Consider the following 16,094-nt stretch of genomic DNA (forward strand, 5'->3'; position numbering starts at 1 on the left):
GAGGCTCGTCGGGACGTCGATCGAAGTGGCCCTCCAGGCAGGCGAGGGCGGGACGACCCTCATCCGCCAGCGGGGCTCCGCCCTCTACCTCCTCGCCGGGCGGCTCTGGGCCGAGGCCCGCGCGAGCGAGGGGCACGGCCTCCGCTGCCTGCTGCCGACGCTCACCCCTTATCCCCTCAGCTTCTCGACGCAATGGAAGAACTGGCAGAACCTCCAGCAGGCGGCGCTGCCGGCGGTGGGCCGGATCGCCCTCGGGCTCGATGACGATGCGCACGAAGAGGCGGTCCTCCTCCTCCGGCACGTCCTTGACGTCGACTCCGGCTATTGGCTGGAGCTCGAGCGCGCCGTGCCAAACGGGCTCCGGGAGGAGGTGCTCGCGAAGCTGCCGGAGCTCGATCAGCGGACCAGCTCGGCCTCCTCGCTCGGCGGCCACCTGAAGGCGCTCGCGCCTCACGCCGGGAGCAGCGATCCTCGCGAGCGGCTCTTCGTGGCCAAGCATTATCGAGCCACAACGAAGCACCTCTCGAACGACAATCACCTCACGTTCATGAAGAGCATCCAGCCTGCGCTCGAGGGGTGGCTGAAAGAAGGGGACGGCGCCGTCTTCGAGACAGCGGTGGGGATCGCCGAGATGCTCGGGTACAAGCTGTTCGAGCGCAGCGCCTACGCCGAGGCCGAGCCGTGGCTATCAGCGGCGCTCGACGCGGGGATCGCCAGCGCAGAGCTGCTCCGCGCCCGCTGGGAGTGCCGGCTCTACCGGGGCGACGAACGCGCCGCCGCGGAAGACTGGCGCGCGGCCGAGCCGATCGACGACCCGGCGCAAGGACTCTCGCTCGGCTTCTTTCATCGGGGCGACCGGCAGGATCGAAAGGCGAAGGGGCTCGCGCGGGTGGCGCGATCCCTCGGGAAGCTCGCGGGCGGGGAAGACCCCTGCCGCGACCGCCCGAAGACCAAGAAAGCCAAGGCCATCTCCGAGACAGAGCGTTCGTCGCTCCTCCCGAGGGCGCGCGTGCTCGCCGAGGAGGCGGTCGCCCTCGTCGACGAGCGCGCTCGAGGTGACGAGGCGCGCGCCCGCGCGGGCCAAGGGGTCACGGATCGCGGCTTCGAGGCGCGCATCTTCGCCGCGCGGGCCTTGGTCCGCGAAGGAGCCGGAGATACCGCCGGCGCGCTCGACGATTATCGCCGGGCGCGGACGCTCGCTACCGCCGCCGGGCTCTCCTGGCAAGGCGACCTCCACGGGGAGGACATCCGGCGCCTCGAGCGTGCAGGCAAGGAGAATGGCGGCGCGATCCCGGAGCATTTCGACCCAGAGTGGTTCCTCGCGAGCGAGCGTGGCGACGACGAACGCAGCCGAGCGGCCGCCGTCTGGTGCGCACAGCCCTGGCGGGTGGTCCCCGACGCACGCGAGCGCGGCACGTCGATCCCGATCGCCTTCGCCCTGGTCAAGGCCATCGTCGATCACTCGGCGGCCCTGTGGAAGCTCGGCGAGGAGGACGGCGTGAAGCTGCCCGATCGGCTCGAACTCGCGCAGCGGGCCCGACCGCTCCTCGATCGCTTCGCCGACCGGCGCGACGCCGACCGTCTGGAGAGCGTCCTCGACGACGCGCACGAGATCGCATTCGATATCTTGCCCCGCCATGAGAAGGCCGAGCGCGCGGCCTTCTTCGCGTTCCTGCGAGCGCTCGGCGGCGCCGAGGCGATCGACGAGGAGCAGGTCCTCTCCGCGCTCGGCGACGACGCGTGGAGCCGCTTGAGGCGGCGTCTCGAGGCCAAGCTCGACGAGCTCGACCCGCTGCGCGACGTCTTCGACGCGACGGTCCACACCGGCGCGCCGGTGGAGGCGGTGGTCGCGGCGCTCGCCGCCTACCAGCAGCTCTTCCGGAACGATTGGGCATCCTTCGCCACGCCGCGGCCGGCCTGGGTGAAGCTCGCCAGACCGCTCGATCGGGCGGACGGCGCGAAGCTCGCCCCGGCGCTGATCGAGCTCATCCGACGCGAGCAATCCGTGCCAGGTCATCATGGCCTGGCGCGCCTACCGGCGAAGTCCCTCTGGCCGCTCTTCTACGCATGGCACCCCTCGACCGAGGCATTCCTGCTCGAGGTGCTCGCGGGGAAGCTCGACAATGGAAAGAGCATTTCCGCAACGCAACGCAAGACGCGCCACGAATGCCTCTCCTGGTTTGCCGACGAGAAAAAGCTCGCCAAGCTCGGCGCGGCGCTGGCGAAGAGGCGCCGGTAGCATCCCGATGCGAGGGACGAGCGGACCGAAGCGGCTGAATGCCCTCGAAATCTCGGGAGCTCCCTGCCTCGATTCCGATCCTCCGCGCCCGACGTCGGCGAGGCGCGCGAGCCCAAGCTCGCGCCGCTGGTCAGCGATCCCAGGTGCCGATTTCCTCCTGATCGACGTACAGTGCACGACGAGCAGATCATGACCGCCCCCCTGGTGACGCCGACGCTCGAGCACGCGCTGCCGATCGACCGTGACCTCATCCACTGTGCGACGTTCGCGCTCGCGTGGGCGGAGCTCCAGCGGCAGCTCGGATCCGAGGACGTGCTGGTCGAGCCCACGGAGCTCTCGCGGGCGCTGGGCCGCGCAGCTGCCGTCGCCGCCGGCGCCGTGGATTCAGCGGAGTCATTCGCCTGCGCAGGAGAGGGTGATGCGGCGGTCGCTGCGATCCGTGCCGAGCTGGCTCGCCGGTTCGGCGATGCGCAGACGCGGCTATTGCCGCAGAGCGTGCCGGCGCACGCTCTCGTGGCATTCGCCTTGCTGCGGACCAGGGTTGCATTCGAGCGGCCCTTTGTCCGCGATCGCTCAGCGGGGCTCTCGTTCCTGGGGAGCCGCGTGCAGTGCTTCGGCCACTGGGGCGGCGCCGGGGCGAGCGCCTATGCGGGCGCCGCGACCGTACACCGTTACGAGTCGCCGGGTGATTTCGTCATCGAGCTCCGCGGCCGCGGCGGCGCGTCGGTCGTCGTCGCTCGCCGTGGAGGCTGGTCGACGCTCGCGGAGGCGACGCACGACGCGCTCGGCGCGGTCGATCGTGGGCCTGGCCGGTGGGCTCGTCTGTGGGGGCAGACCTCGCTGCAGGACGACGACATCTTCCAGGTCCCGGTCGTGTCGCTGCGCGTCGATGCGTCCTTCGACGAGCTCGTCGGCAAGCCCATCGTGCCGGGGGATCGCGTCCTCGTCGCCGCGTTTCAGACGCTGGAGCTCGACGTCGACGAGCACGGAGCACGGCTCGTGTCCGAGGCGCTCGCCCTCGGCATGAAGAGCCGCCATCGCCGTGGGCGCGAGCTCGTGTGCGACGGACCGTTCTTGCTCGCGCTGCGACGCGCCGGCGCACCAGCGCCGTACTTCGCCGCGTGGCTGCAATCGGGCGCGGCGTTCGTTCCCGTGGAGCCTGGGTGAGCGGGTGAGCGCGGCTCCTAGAAGGGCCGCGGATCCACCGTGGTCCATGAGCCCTTGATCACCTTCTCGTGGACCGGGGGGCCGGGTTTGGTGATCGTCGCGCCATACGAGGGGACGATCTTCCCTATGATCGCGTCGGAGCCGAGGTACGCGCCGACACGGCTGTCCGCCTTGGCGCCCGAGGTCGGCGCGAGCGTCGTGTCGGCCACCCCCTGCGCCATGCTCGGCCCGAAGAGCGGCTTGGTGGCGCCGTTGCAGGAGGCGACGTCGACCTTGGCGCCAGGCGCCGCGCCGTTGAATCCGGCGGCGTTGAGCTGTTTACCGAGCTCCCTACCCCCGATGCTCTTCTTTTTGCCGTTCCACTCGATCGAGCCTGGATCGCCGTGGGAAACCACGATCACGTGATCCTCACCGGCGAGGTTCGCGCTCGGCAGCTGGTGTCCCTGGATCACCGTCGCTCCGGGATACTGCTTCTGGTACATGGCCACCGAGTCGTTGATGACCTTGTCGTTGCTCCCCTGGATGATGACGACGAGCCCGAGCGGGTCGAGGTGGAAGGTCGCGTTCGGCAGGAACCCGATGTCCTGAAACGAGGCCGGAAAGCCGAGCGGGTCTGGCGTGAGATAGACGCCGAGGTCAGGGTCGTAGTACCGGAACCGGTTGTAATGCAGGCCCGTCCGCGGATCGGCGCGGTGCCCAGCGAAGCGCAGCGCGCCGATCGCGCCGCTCGAGCGCGCGACGCGGCCCCACGCCGACAGGTCGACGTCGGCGAGCTCGCCGCTCGGCGCCGCATAGAGCCAGGGCGTCGCGGTCAGATCCGTGGCGATGAGGCGCCACTCTCCCTCCACGGTGCGCTCCGCGAGCGGCGTGAAGCCGTCGTCATCGAAGACACGCCTTACCGAGCGCAGATGACTCGAATCGACCTCCTCGACGAGCGCCTCGTCGTCCCAGAGGAAGAACGTGCTCCGGCCGTCGTCGCCGAGCTCCGCGAGCCGTCGTCCGAAGGCATCGTAGACGTAGCGCACGCGGTGGCCGGCGTCGGATCGCGCGAGGACGAGCCGGTCCTCGGCGTCGTACTCGAACGTCCAGCTCCTCGCTGCGCTACCGGTCACCTTCCGCACGAGCCGGCCGCGGTCGTCCCAGGAGAGCTCGGCGGCGGTGGTGCGGAGTGGCCGCCCGCCAGGGCCGAGCTGCCAGCTGGCGCCGCGCGGCACCGCGGTCCCCTGAGGGGCGATCTCGAATGCCTCGTTCGCCCCGAGCCCGCGCACCGAGAGCGGCCGCCCGATCGAATCGAGCACGTAGCTCCGCGCGCCGTGGCGATCGTCGTCGATGTGGGCGACAGGCCCGCGCGGATCCCACGCGTACGCGCGTGTGCGCAGGGTCTGGTCCGCCCGCCGCAGCGAGACGCGCGTCGGGAACCCGAGGGCGCTGCGCTCGGTCGTGAGGCGAAGATCCCCGAGCGAGCGCGCGACCTCGCGGCGCTCGTGGTCGCGCTCGAGGGACAGATCGAGCGACGCCGTGCCGCGTTCGTCCTCGCGCGACCCGACGCGGGCGAGCCAGCCGCCAGCGCCGCGCTGCAGCTCGGCCGACCATCCGGTCGAGTAGCGTCGCGCGACGATCCGACCGAGGAGGTCGTGCGTGTACTCCACCGTGAAGCGGTGGCCGCCGCACTCCTGTACCTCCCGCGCCACGCGGCCGAGCGGGTCGCGTTCGAAGAGGACCGACGTGGAGGCGTTCGACGCGCGGCGCACTTCGCCGAACGTGTCGTACTCGAACCGCGCGCGCTCGCCGCTCGAGTGCTGGCGCTCGACGACGCGGCCGAGCTGGTCGAGGACGAAGCGCACGAACGTCCCGTCCGGGCGGGAGATCGTGACGGGCCGATCGCCGCCGTCGTAGTCGAAGCGGGTCCACAGGCCCGCGAACGACCGCTCGCTGACGAGCCGCCCGCGGCCGTCGTACTGTCGCTCGTGGCGCTCGCCAGCCGGGTTCTCGATCCAGCGCAGCCGGAGCAGGGCGTCGTATCCGGCGCGGATGCGCGTGCCGTCCGGCCGCATCCGCTCGACGAGCGCACCGGCGATATGGCGGAACGACTCGCGGCCGCCGCCTGGCCACTCGACGTCGACGACGTGCTGCGCGGCATCGATCGTCCACCTCGTGCGCTGCCCCTCGGGCCCCTCGAGCGCGACGAGGTCTCCGCGCGAGTCGTAGGACAGATCGAAGGTGGCGCCCGTCGGGAGTCGCAGGCGGACCGGCAAACCGAACAGGTCGAACGTGTACTGCCAGACGGCCCCCACCGCGTCGACGATCTCGATCACGTTGCCGTGGGCATCGTATTGAAAGCGGGTCGTGGAGCCGTCTGGCCAGTCGACGGCGCGGTTCCTGCCGCGATCGTCGTACGACGCGCGCGTGGCGGCGCCCGAGGGCGAGATATGCTCGAGCGTGCGCCCGTTGCGCGTGCACTCCGTCACGGACAGCCCGTTCGGCAGCCGGCTGATCCGCGCGCCGTCCTTGACGCTCACGTGCGCGCGGGCGTCGTTGGCGCTCGTGCGCGCCGGCGTGCCGGCGTGCCGGTGGCATCGTACGCACGCGACCATCGGAGTCCGTTCGGCTGGATGGAGGAGACGGCCCGCCCGGCTGCATCGTAGGTGAAGTGCGTCGCGTAGCCGCACGGATCGATGTAATGCTTGATGAGGCCGAGCTCGTTGCCCCAGTAGCGATGGACACCACCGCACGCGTCGACCATCGTGGTCTCGTGGAGTCCTGGCCCGTACACGAAGCGGGTGTGAAAGATGCCTTTCGGCCGGTCTGGCGCGCTTGCCTCCGGCGCGCCGAGCGCCGCGAGCACGTCCTCGCCTTTCAGGTCGCCCCATGTCTCGACGCAGCGCCGCTGTCCGAACGCGGTCTTGTACACGAAATGGTAGCGAATTTTGTCCGGCCGCTCCTCGAGCACGAGGTAATGGTCTTCATCGTACTCGTAGCGCGTCTCGGCCCCACCAGCATCCACGGCGCCCACCAGGTCCCCGCGCTCATCGAGCTCGTAAGTGACCAGGCGTTGGCGGTGCACGCGTCCCTGCTCGTCCGACGCAGCGACCCACCAGATCACGAACCGGTCGTCGCGTTCGAGCCAAGCGCGTCGCCCTACCGAGTCGACGATCTCGACGACCGCGCCGTCCCGCCAGCGGACCTCGGCGACGTTCCCGCTCGGATCGCGTAGCTCCGCGAGCTCCCACCGATGGCGCGTCGGCGAGGGCGCGAGCACGCGGAGGATGCCATCCTGCAGATCGACGAAGAGGCGGTCTTGCTCGCGCCAGAGGCGCCGCCCGTAGGGGAGCAGCAGCGTTTCCTCGGCGCTCGGTAGGGCAAGCGTGGTCCGCCGGAACGTCTCATCGACGAGCACGAGGTGGTCGCCGTGGCGCTCTGCGTACCAGAGCAGGCTGTGCGACCATCCACGCCCTATGCCGGCGTCGAACGCGACCGACGAGGTCCTGTAGTGTCGGATCAGCGTGACCCATAAGAAGCCCGGAAGCTGGAAGTCGACGACAGGCTCTGTGAACAGCGTGCCTGTTACGACGTCGACGGGGTGGCCACCGGCGGCCTGCCCCTCCGTACCCGGGGGCGCCGGGGGGCTGGGCGGTGCTGCTCCCTGGTTGCTCCCGCCGCCGCCTCCACCCCCGTTGCCGGCGCCCTGCGGCCCGCCCCCACCCGGCCCGCCCGCGCCGCCGCCGCCGCCGCCGCCGCCTCCCCCGGCGCCGCCGCCCGCGCCGCTCGCCGTCGCGCCCGCACCGACGGTGATCGACTTGTTCATCTGCCCCATGCTGCCGGTGATGCCGGCCATGCCGAGCTCGATGATGACGTTCGGCGCGCCGAGCCATGGGAAGCAGGGCCCTCCGGTGTTGAGGCTGACAACCTCCTTGAGCGTGCCGGGCTCGTTGCCGTGGCATGCCTTCATGCAGCCGCCCACGGTGAGGATCTTCGCCCCTTCGATCTTGGTGCGCATGCACGGATCGATGATCCCCTCGGCCACGGTGCCCATCGTGGGATAGGGGATCGGCAAGGGGCTCGGGGCGGCAGGGGTGAGGCACACGCTCACCGCCATGCCGGTCATCTGGTGACCGGATTTCTCGGTGATGGTGTCCATGTGGAGCGCCGTGACCTTGCCCATGGTGGTGAGATGGTCGCACATGGAAGACATGCGAGGGAAGCCGCCGTGCCAGGCAGCGATGGCCGCGCAGGCGGGTCAGGGCATGACGTGAGGCGCCTTGCGGCGCGTCCGGCAGCACCTCAACCTGGGTCGGTGCCTCCTGCGCCGGCGCGCACCGCGGGGAGCGGGCGGCGCCGGCAGCTCACCTCGATGAGGATGTCGCCGGGCGCCTTGAAATAGAACATCACGCCGCGGCCGTTCTCGCTCACGGGGCCGCTGTCGACGCCCGCCGCGACGATCGCCGCGTGCTTGTCGTACACGGTGGCCACGTCGCCGACGATGAAGCCGACGTGGAAGCCCTCCGGGTAAGGGCCGTCCACCTCGCGCCGGCGCTGGAGGACGAGCGTGAAGTCGCCGGGCCCCGTGAGGATGGCGATCGCCGGCGAGTGCCGGTTGCCGTGGACCTCGAACTGGAAGTGCCGCTCGAAGAACGCGGCCGTTTCGAGGACGTCGGGGACCTGGAGATCGATGTGATTGAGATGCATGGGAGCCTCCACGGAGGACGCACGTGCGTCCAGGTGCCGTGGGACCTCACTCCGTGGTGGAGGGGACATGGGCTCCCGTCATGGGAGTGGCCGGGGCTCGCCTGAACCGGCCTACCTCTTTCGGCGACGAAGAAGATAGCGAAGCGATCGCGATCTGGCAACGTCCGGCGAGACGTCGACGCGCCGGCGTGGTGGTCGAGGGGAGCACCGCGCGCGCTCGGCGAGGCGACGGGACCGCGCGCGCTCGGCGAGGCGACGGGGTGGACGAGCCAGCTCGGCGCGCGAGCGTTGCCGCTCGGCGGCGCCGAGATCGGGAACCTCAACCCCGGTGAGCGGCAGCGGCGGTGCCTCAACCTGGGTCGGGCCTCGACGACGAATTCTAGCTACCCTGCGTGGGTGGCTCGACGAAAATTCAGGGTCATAGCCGTTCGTCGGTATAGCGTCGAAGGTGAACCAGGTCGCGAGATCGTCCTGAAGATCGGCGAACCAATACAACCGGCCTCGCCCAGCGGCTCGTGGACGTGCCCTGTTCTTCTTGATGGGCTGGAGCCGGACATCCAGTATGTCGAAGGGGTCGACGCCGTCCAGGCAATCCAAAGTGCCATGCGTTATGCGCGACACGCGCTCGAGAAATGCGGGCTGCCGATCACATGGCTGGGCCAAGAGCCCGGAGACCTCGGGCTGCCGCTTCCTATAGATGGTCCGTTCGGGCTCTGGTTTCAGCGCAGACTAGAAAAGCTCGTAGATGATGAAACGGAGCGCGTGGGCGAGATCGTGGCTGCGGCTCTCAAGGAGCGCGCACGGAGGAAGCGCGGGCCTTGAGGCTCGCTCGGTCTGGTGCTCCCCCGCTTCCGCGCGCACCCCCGACGGCACCAGGAGGTAGGGATGGGACGGAGAACGCGGAGGGCCGTCACGCCCGATTTCAAGACGGAGGCGGTACGGCTGGTGAAGGCGGGCGACCGGAGCATCGGACATGTGGCGAAGGGCCTCGACCTGACCGAGACGGCGGAACCTCAACCTCAGCGGGCGGTGGGGCGGTGGCGGTGCCTCAACCTGGGTCGGGCCTCAACGCTCGAGGCGATGGGCGGTCGGCCAGCGGCCGCTCCGCGTTGCGATCCGGAGCGGTATGGCGCCCCCGCAGGCGCTCGGCGTTGCGATCCGGAGGGGTCCGGCACCTCGGCAGGCGCTCTTCATTGCGGTCCGGAGGGGTCCGGACCCCTCCATCTGGCACAATAAGCTGCGGATCCGGGGGTCGATGGCACAGAAAATCGACATGGACAGCGATATTTGACACAACTTGACCCCGGTGAGACGCTCTGCGGAGCACCGCGAAGGGGTCCGGACCCCGGTGTGTCGCAATGCATTGCGGTTGAGCCAGTGTCGGCCCTCCCTGATCTGGCACAGATCGGGGCCGAGGCGGCACAGGGTGCGGCGCTGGTCGCTCCGGGATGGGTCGGAGCACGGTGAGGGCACCGGCGGGCGGCGGCGAGGGCCACGCCGTCCGGAGCGTAAAGAGGAGTCTGCGGGGACTTGGCCCCGGGACGGGGTCACGAGGAGGGGACGAGGCGGGCGGAGATCGCGGCGCTGGCGGTGCGCGTCAGGCAGCCGGGATCAGCTATCGGCGGGCGCGGGCGCAGCCGTCGGCGCGCCGGGCTGGAGGGGAACGCCGGGCGGGGCGGGCGCCGCGGTGTCGCCCTCGGGCTTGTCGTTCTTCCGGGGCGCGCCGCGGCCGCTCGACCCGACGCTCCAGCTCGCGAGCGGCGCGAGCAGCCTGTCGGCGAGTTCCTGCGTCTCCGGCTCGTCGGGCTCGACGGAGCCCATCACCTTGATCACGTAGGCGCGCAGCGCCTCGGTGAATGCGGCGAGCGCGTCGCGCACGCTGGGCGGCGCCGCCGCGGCCGTGGCCGCGGGCGCGGTGACGCCGAGCGCCTTGCCGTACGCGGCGTGAGCGGCCTCCAGGGCGGAGAGGAAGCGCTTGCCGCCGAGCGCCTCGATGCGCGCGTCGAGGCCGCTCTTGCGAATGCGCTGCATCCGGAGCTCGCTCTCGGACCACTCCAGGACATACGTGAGCTGGAGGAACTTGAGCCCTCCGGTAAAGAGCGCCGCCTTCAGCGCGCTCGCCTCGGCGGCCTCGGGCGCGCCGGGCGGCAGCTTGGTATACGCGGTCAGGAAGTCGTGGAGACCGCTCCAGCAATTGTCGAGGACGCGATCGCACTGGACAGCATCCTCGCTCGCCTCCCCTCCCTCCGAAAGCGACACCTGATCGCGCAGCGCCGACGCGAGATCGTCGTGGCGCGAGGCCAGCGCGGCGAGCACCCGCGCGACGCCCTTCGCGAGCTGCTTCTTCGCCGGCTTCGCCGCCGTGAGCAGCTGCTCGCCGAGCGCCATCGCCCCCACGGCCGTGAAGCGGGGGAGCTGGATCACTTCCGATGCTGTGTATTTGCTCATGAGATCACCCTCGTCCGCGGCAGGAGCGCGGGATTGCGCTGGAATGCCAGACGGGCCATCGTGAGCTATCGATGAAACGAACATGGTTGTCCAGGGATATTTTGATGAGGTGGCGATTTAGAGAAGAAGGCGCGGTGTCGAATTCCTGCTGTTCGGGGGTGATGGCGAAGGAAGGGAGGGTGAGAAGGTCGAGGGATGTTGCGGGGATAGCGGGGTTGGCACTGTTCTGGTCAGGAGGGGACACGAGGAGCCCTGTCCGGGATGGGGTGGGGATCACGGCGAGGGGTCGCTCTCGGTGGGGGGGCCCTCGCCGTTCGTAAGGCTCGCTTCGGTCGAGCGCGTCCGTCCGGCGGCGTCGCTCCCGCGGTGTCGACGAGACGGCGGTCCTCGAAGAACGGCCGTCCACCCGCACCTCCGCGAACGCCTCGTCGACGCACTCCGCTTTGCCCAGCGGACGGCCGCGCAGTGGCCGTGGAAACGTCGACCACGGGGAGGATCAGCGTGGCGAGGGCGTGGTTCGCGCTGTCCCAAGGGCGAGGACCCGCTGGCGGGGGGCGGTTCGCACTGTCCAGCACCGCGCCGCGGTCGTCGGCCCTTGTTGGGCGAGCCTGGTCCGGCTACGGTGCGTCGCCTCGCGGCATGCTCGCGTCGATCGGAAGGGGAACACGTTGAAGCTCGAGGACGTCACGAACGGCGCGAGCCTGGAAGGCGTGGAGCCGTCGAGCGTCGTCACCGTGGTCGCGGCGATCCCGATCCCGCCGGGCTCGCTCCAGCTCATCTACCGGCTGCCGGACGGCGCGCTGCGCGAACGGCTCCTGTCGCGCGCCGACGAGGCCGTGCTCGCGTTCGCGACCGCTGCGCGTCCGTGGTCGTTCGACGGCGATGGCGCCGCCTTCCAGCTCACCGCGGAGGCGAAGCGCATCGATCTCGCCTTCCTCTTCGACCCGATGATGGCGGTCCACACGTCCAACGTGGAGCCGCTGCCCCACCAGATCACCGCGGTCTACGAGGCGATGCTCCCCCGCCAGCCCCTTCGCTTCGTGCTCGCGGACGATCCCGGCGCCGGCAAGACGATCATGGCGGGGCTCTACATCCGCGAGCTCGTGATGCGCGCAGACGCGCGGCGCGTGCTGATCGTCGCGCCCGGCGGCCTCGTCGAGCAGTGGCGCGACGAGCTCTTCGAGAAGTTCGGCCTCGAGTTCCGCGTGTTCTCGAAGGAGCTCGAGCTCGCCTCGCCGAGCGGAAACCCCTTCGAAGACGTCGACCACCTCATCGTCAGGCTCGACCAGCTGGCGCGCGCCGACGAGCTGCACGACAAGCTCTGCGCCACTCCCTGGGACCTCGTCGTGTTCGACGAGGCGCACAAGCTGTCGGCCCACTTCTTCGGCCAGAAGCTGGAGCGGACGAAGCGCTACGCGCTCGCCGAGAAGCTCGGCGCGCACACGCGGCACCTCTTGCTCATGACGGCAACGCCGCACAACGGAAAGGAGGAGGATTTTCAGCTCTTCCTCTGCCTCCTCGACGCGGATCGCTTCTACGGACGGTTCCGCGACGGCGTGCACGAGGTCGACACGTCGGACCTCATGCGCCGCATGGTCAAGGAGGAGCTCGTCAAGTTCGACGGGACGCCGCTCTTCCCTGAGCGCCGCGCCTACACGGTCAACTACAAGCTCTCGGATCTCGAGGCCGCGCTCTACGAGCGGGTCACGACGTACGTGAAGGAACAGATGGGCAAGGCGGACGAGCTCGACGGCCAGCGCCGCGGCTCCGTCGGCTTTGCGCTGACCGCCCTGCAGCGACGGCTCGCTTCGAGCCCGGAGGCCATCTACCAGTCGCTCAAGCGGCGCCACGCCCGCCTCGAGCAACGCCTCCGCGATGAGCGGCTCGCCCCGCGGGGTCGCGGCGCCCACGGGGAGCCCTTCGCGGCCGTCCCGGAGGATGACGACGAGCTCGGCGCCGACGAGCAGGAGCGGCTCGAGGAGACGCTCGTCGACCAGGCCACTGCGGCTCGAACGGTCGGCGAGCTCGAGGGCGAGGTCCTCGTCCTCCAGGCGCTCGTGCAGCGGGCGCTCGACGTCGTCGATGCCGACCGGGACCGCAAGTGGGAGGAGCTGTCGCGCATCCTCCAGGACGACCCGCGGGTGCGCGACCCGCAGGGCCGCGTGCGCAAGCTCATCGTCTTCACGGAGCACCGGGACACCCTCAATTACCTGCACAGGAAAATTGGCGGACTGATCGGGGATCGCGAGCACGAGGCGGTCGTGACCATCCACGGCGGCACGCCCCGCGACGAGCGCAAGAGGATCCAGGCCGCGTTCTGGAGCGACCCCGACGTGCGCGTCCTCATCGCGACGGACGCGGCGGGAGAAGGGGTGAACCTCCAGTGCGCCAACCTGATGGTGAACTACGACCTGCCGTGGAACCCGAACCGCCTCGAGCAGCGCTTCGGTCGCATCCACCGCATCGGCCAGCAGGAGGTCTGTCACCTGTGGAACCTGGTCGCCAAGGAGACGCGGGAGGGCGCCGTGTATCACCGCCTCCTCCAGAAGCTGGCGGTCGAGAGCGAGGCGCTGAAAGGGCGCGTGTTCGACATTCTGGGAGAGGTCTTCGAGGACACGAGCCTGAAGGAGCTGCTTCTCGAAGCCATTCGTTATGGTGACCAGCCCGAGGTCCGGGCCAAGCTCTACCGGAAGGTCGAGAAGGCGCTCGACACCGGCCATCTGAAGAAGATCCTCGATCGCAACGCGCTGGCCGAGGAGTCGATGAACCCCGAGCGGCTCTTCGCGGTGAAAGAGGAGATGGAGAAGGCCGAGGCCCGCCGCCTCCAGCCGTTCTTCGTGCGGTCGTTCTTCCTGAAGGCGTTCGAGAGCCTCGGCGGGTCCATCCATCCCCGCGAGCTCGGGCGCTTCGAGATCACCTACGTCCCGACGTCGATCCGCGAGCGAGATCGCCGGATCACGGGCCGCAATCGCAGGGATACGACGCCGGTCGTGAGGCGTTACGAGCGCGTTTGCTTCACCAAGGACGCGGTGCAGCCGAGCAAGCCGGGCGTCGCCCGCGCAGCCATGATCCATCCGGGGCACCCGCTCATGCTCTCGCTGACGGACCTCGTGCTCGAGCAGCACGAGAACCTCCTGCGCGAGGGGGCCGTGCTCGTCGACCCCGCGGACGACGGCCTGGAGCCGCACCTGCTCTTTCTGCTCACCCACGAGATCAAGAGCGGTCATGGACAGGTCATCTCGAAGCGGCTCCAGTTCGTTCGCGTCGCGCCGGATGGGACCGCGGCGTTCGCAGGGTGGGCGCCTCACCTGGATCTCGAGCCGCTCGACGAGCGCGATCGCCCGCGGCTGAAGGCCGCTCTCGATGCGCCGTGGATCCGCGCCGACCTGGAGACGAGGGCGCTGACCCTGGCCATGACGGCGCTCGTGCCCGCGCATCACGAGGAGGTCGCGGCGCGCCGGATCGCGCATGTCGACAAGACCCTCGCGGCCGTGCACGAGCGACTGAGCAAGGAGATCGCGTTCTGGTCCGACCGCTGGATGAAGCTGCGCGACGATCAGCAGGCGGGCAAGGACGTGCGCCTGAACCTGGAGAACGCGCGGCGGACCATCACGGATCTGGAAGGCCGCCTGGAGGGCCGGCGTCGCGAGCTGCAAGCGATGCGGCACGTCGCGTCGGCGACGCCCGTGGTGCTCGGCGGCGCCCTGGTGGTCCCCGTGGGGCTCCTGCGCGCGCTGCGGGGCGAGGAGGCCCCGGACGTGGGGTTCTCCGCCGATCCAGCGGCGCGGAGCCGCATCGAGCGGCTGGCGATGGCCGCGGTGCGCAGCGCCGAGGAGGCGCGGGGGTGCCGCGTGGTCGACGTGTCCTCGCAGAAGTGCGGGTGGGATCTGACGTCGTACCCCCCCGCGGTTGACGGCAAGCTGCCCGAGGCGCGGCACATCGAGGTGAAGGGCCGGGCGAGAGGGGCGTCCACCGTGACGGTGACGCGCAACGAGATGCTCTATGCCCTGAACCAGGCCGAGAAGTTCCTGCTCGCGATCGTGATCGTCGCGGAGGACGACGGCATCGAGGGGCCGTATTACCTGCGCAATCCGTTCGAGCACGAGCCGGGCTGGGGGGTGTCGTCCGTCAATTTCGAGCTCGACGCGCTGCTCGGACGCGCGGAGCGCGCGTGAGCTCGGCCGGCATGCTCCACCTGGACAGGCTGAGCTTGCGCAACTTCCGTTGCTTCGCGGCGTGCGAGGTCGAGCTGCACGGGAAGCTCACGGTGCTCGTCGCCGACAACGGGCGCGGCAAGACGGCGATCCTCGACGCGATCGGGATCGCGCTCGGGTTGTTCGTGGACACCGTGTCGGGGATCCCCAAATATCGCGGCTTCGATCGCGAGGACGTGCGTCACGTGCCTGCCGCGGACGGCGCGATGAGGGCGGCGCTGCCGACCGAGATCGAGGCGTCCGGCTCCGTGGACGGGAAGCGCATCCGCTGGAGCCGTGCGCTCGTGGGCGACGGCGCCCGGGCGCGGACCACCACGAAGGACGCCGGGGAGCTCCGGCGGGCGGCGCAGGGGCTTCGCGACCGCATCGACGCGTTCGCGGCGGGACCAGGGAAGGCCCGGCCGCTCTTGCCGCTCGTGGCCTTCTACGGCACCGGCCGCCTGTGGAGCGAACATCGGCTGACGGAGGGCAAGAGAGCGCCGGATCCCGCGACGCTGGGCCGGCTGTCCGGATACCTCGACTGCCTCTCGTCGTCGTCCTCGTTCAAGACGTTCGTGGCCTGGTACGAGGACACGGCGAACGCGGCGCGCAGCCCGGCCTCGGTGGCCTACGGACCCCACGAGCGACCGGAGAAGCTGCTCGCGGCGGTCCGGAAGGCGACGCGCACGGTGCTCGCTCCCACGGGATGGCATTCGCTGGACTGGGACTTCGAGCGGCGGAAGCTCGTCGTCGAGCACGCGCAGCACGGCCGGCTGCCGCTGTCGGTGCTGAGCGACGGCGTGCGCAACATGGTCGCGCTCGTGGCCGATCTGGCGCACCGATGCGTCCGGCTGAACCCGCATTTCGGCGAGGAGGCCGCGCGGTCCACGCCCGGGATCCTGCTGATCGACGAGGTCGACATGCACCTTCACCCGCGCTGGCAGCAGCTCGTCGTCGATCTGCTCCGGGAGGTCTTCCCGCAGATGCAGATGGTGCTGACCACGCACAGCCCGCACGTGCTGTCCACGGTCGACGTGGATTCGATCCGCGTCATCCGGCTTCGCGACGGCGAGGCCGTGCTCGACACGCCGGCGTTCCAGACGCGCGGGGTGGAGAGCGCCGACGTGCTGGCGGCAATCATGGACGTCGATCCGGTCCCGCAGGTGGAGCAGGCGCGCTGGCTCAGCCGCTATCGGGCGCTCATCGAAGACGGCATGGCCGAAGCGCCGGACGCCCAAGCTCTCCGCGAGAAGCTCGTGCAGCACTTCGCGCCGAACCACCCGGTGATCCTCGACTGCGATCGCCTGCGCCGCTTCCAGGCGTTCAAGCTCCGTCGAGCTCGTCCGGAGGGCGTCTGAGGC

9 protein-coding genes are annotated in these 16,094 nt (G+C 70.1%); 5 read left to right on the plus strand and 4 right to left on the minus strand.

The features are described from left to right. Positions 1-25 precede the first annotated feature (25 nt). Positions 26-2,239: a hypothetical protein gene (locus WMF45_RS27350; protein ID WP_437707414.1), complete on the plus strand. Its 2,214-nt coding sequence runs from the start codon at positions 26-28 to the stop codon at positions 2,237-2,239. 189 nt (positions 2,240-2,428) lie between these two features. Next, the gene (locus WMF45_RS27355) at positions 2,429-3,406 is read left to right on the plus strand and encodes a hypothetical protein (protein ID WP_437707415.1); all 978 of its coding nucleotides are present in this window, start codon (positions 2,429-2,431) and stop codon (positions 3,404-3,406) included. A 17-nt stretch (positions 3,407-3,423) separates the two neighbouring features. Here the strand turns inward: WMF45_RS27355 and WMF45_RS27360 are convergent, their stop codons facing one another. The 3 genes from WMF45_RS27360 to WMF45_RS27370 form a co-directional block, all read right to left on the minus strand. Further along, positions 3,424-6,000: an RHS repeat-associated core domain-containing protein gene (locus WMF45_RS27360; RefSeq protein WP_437707416.1), complete on the minus strand. Its 2,577-nt coding sequence runs from the start codon at positions 5,998-6,000 to the stop codon at positions 3,424-3,426. Next, positions 5,922-7,589 (minus strand): PAAR-like domain-containing protein, encoded by a 1,668-nt coding sequence (locus tag WMF45_RS27365; RefSeq protein WP_437707417.1) that lies wholly within the window; start codon positions 7,587-7,589, stop codon positions 5,922-5,924. Before WMF45_RS27365 ends, WMF45_RS27360 begins: the two co-directional genes overlap by 79 nt. Positions 7,590-7,687: 98 nt before the next feature. Continuing rightward, the gene (locus WMF45_RS27370) at positions 7,688-8,092 is read right to left on the minus strand and encodes a VOC family protein (RefSeq protein WP_437707418.1); all 405 of its coding nucleotides are present in this window, start codon (positions 8,090-8,092) and stop codon (positions 7,688-7,690) included. 396 nt (positions 8,093-8,488) lie between these two features. On the opposite strand from WMF45_RS27370, the gene WMF45_RS27375 reads away from it, so the two are divergent. Continuing rightward, positions 8,489-8,914, plus strand: a complete 426-nt coding sequence (locus tag WMF45_RS27375; RefSeq protein ID WP_437707419.1) for a DUF6968 family protein — start codon at positions 8,489-8,491, stop codon at positions 8,912-8,914. Positions 8,915-9,703: 789 nt separating this feature from the next. Here the strand turns inward: WMF45_RS27375 and WMF45_RS27380 are convergent. After that, the gene (locus tag WMF45_RS27380; protein WP_437707420.1) at positions 9,704-10,540 is read right to left on the minus strand and encodes a hypothetical protein; all 837 of its coding nucleotides are present in this window, start codon (positions 10,538-10,540) and stop codon (positions 9,704-9,706) included. 668 nt (positions 10,541-11,208) lie between these two features. Here WMF45_RS27380 and WMF45_RS27385 point away from each other — a divergent pair. Continuing rightward, positions 11,209-14,715, plus strand: a complete 3,507-nt coding sequence (locus tag WMF45_RS27385; RefSeq protein WP_437707421.1) for a helicase-related protein — start codon at positions 11,209-11,211, stop codon at positions 14,713-14,715. Continuing rightward, positions 14,712-16,091 (plus strand): AAA family ATPase, encoded by a 1,380-nt coding sequence (locus WMF45_RS27390; protein WP_437707422.1) that lies wholly within the window; start codon positions 14,712-14,714, stop codon positions 16,089-16,091. Before WMF45_RS27385 ends, WMF45_RS27390 begins: the two co-directional genes overlap by 4 nt. Positions 16,092-16,094 lie beyond the last annotated feature (3 nt).

Origin of the sequence: Sorangium sp. So ce448, from assembly GCF_051520915.1 — a bacterium.
Classification (GTDB): Bacteria; Myxococcota_A; Polyangia; order Polyangiales; family Polyangiaceae; genus Sorangium; species Sorangium cellulosum_B.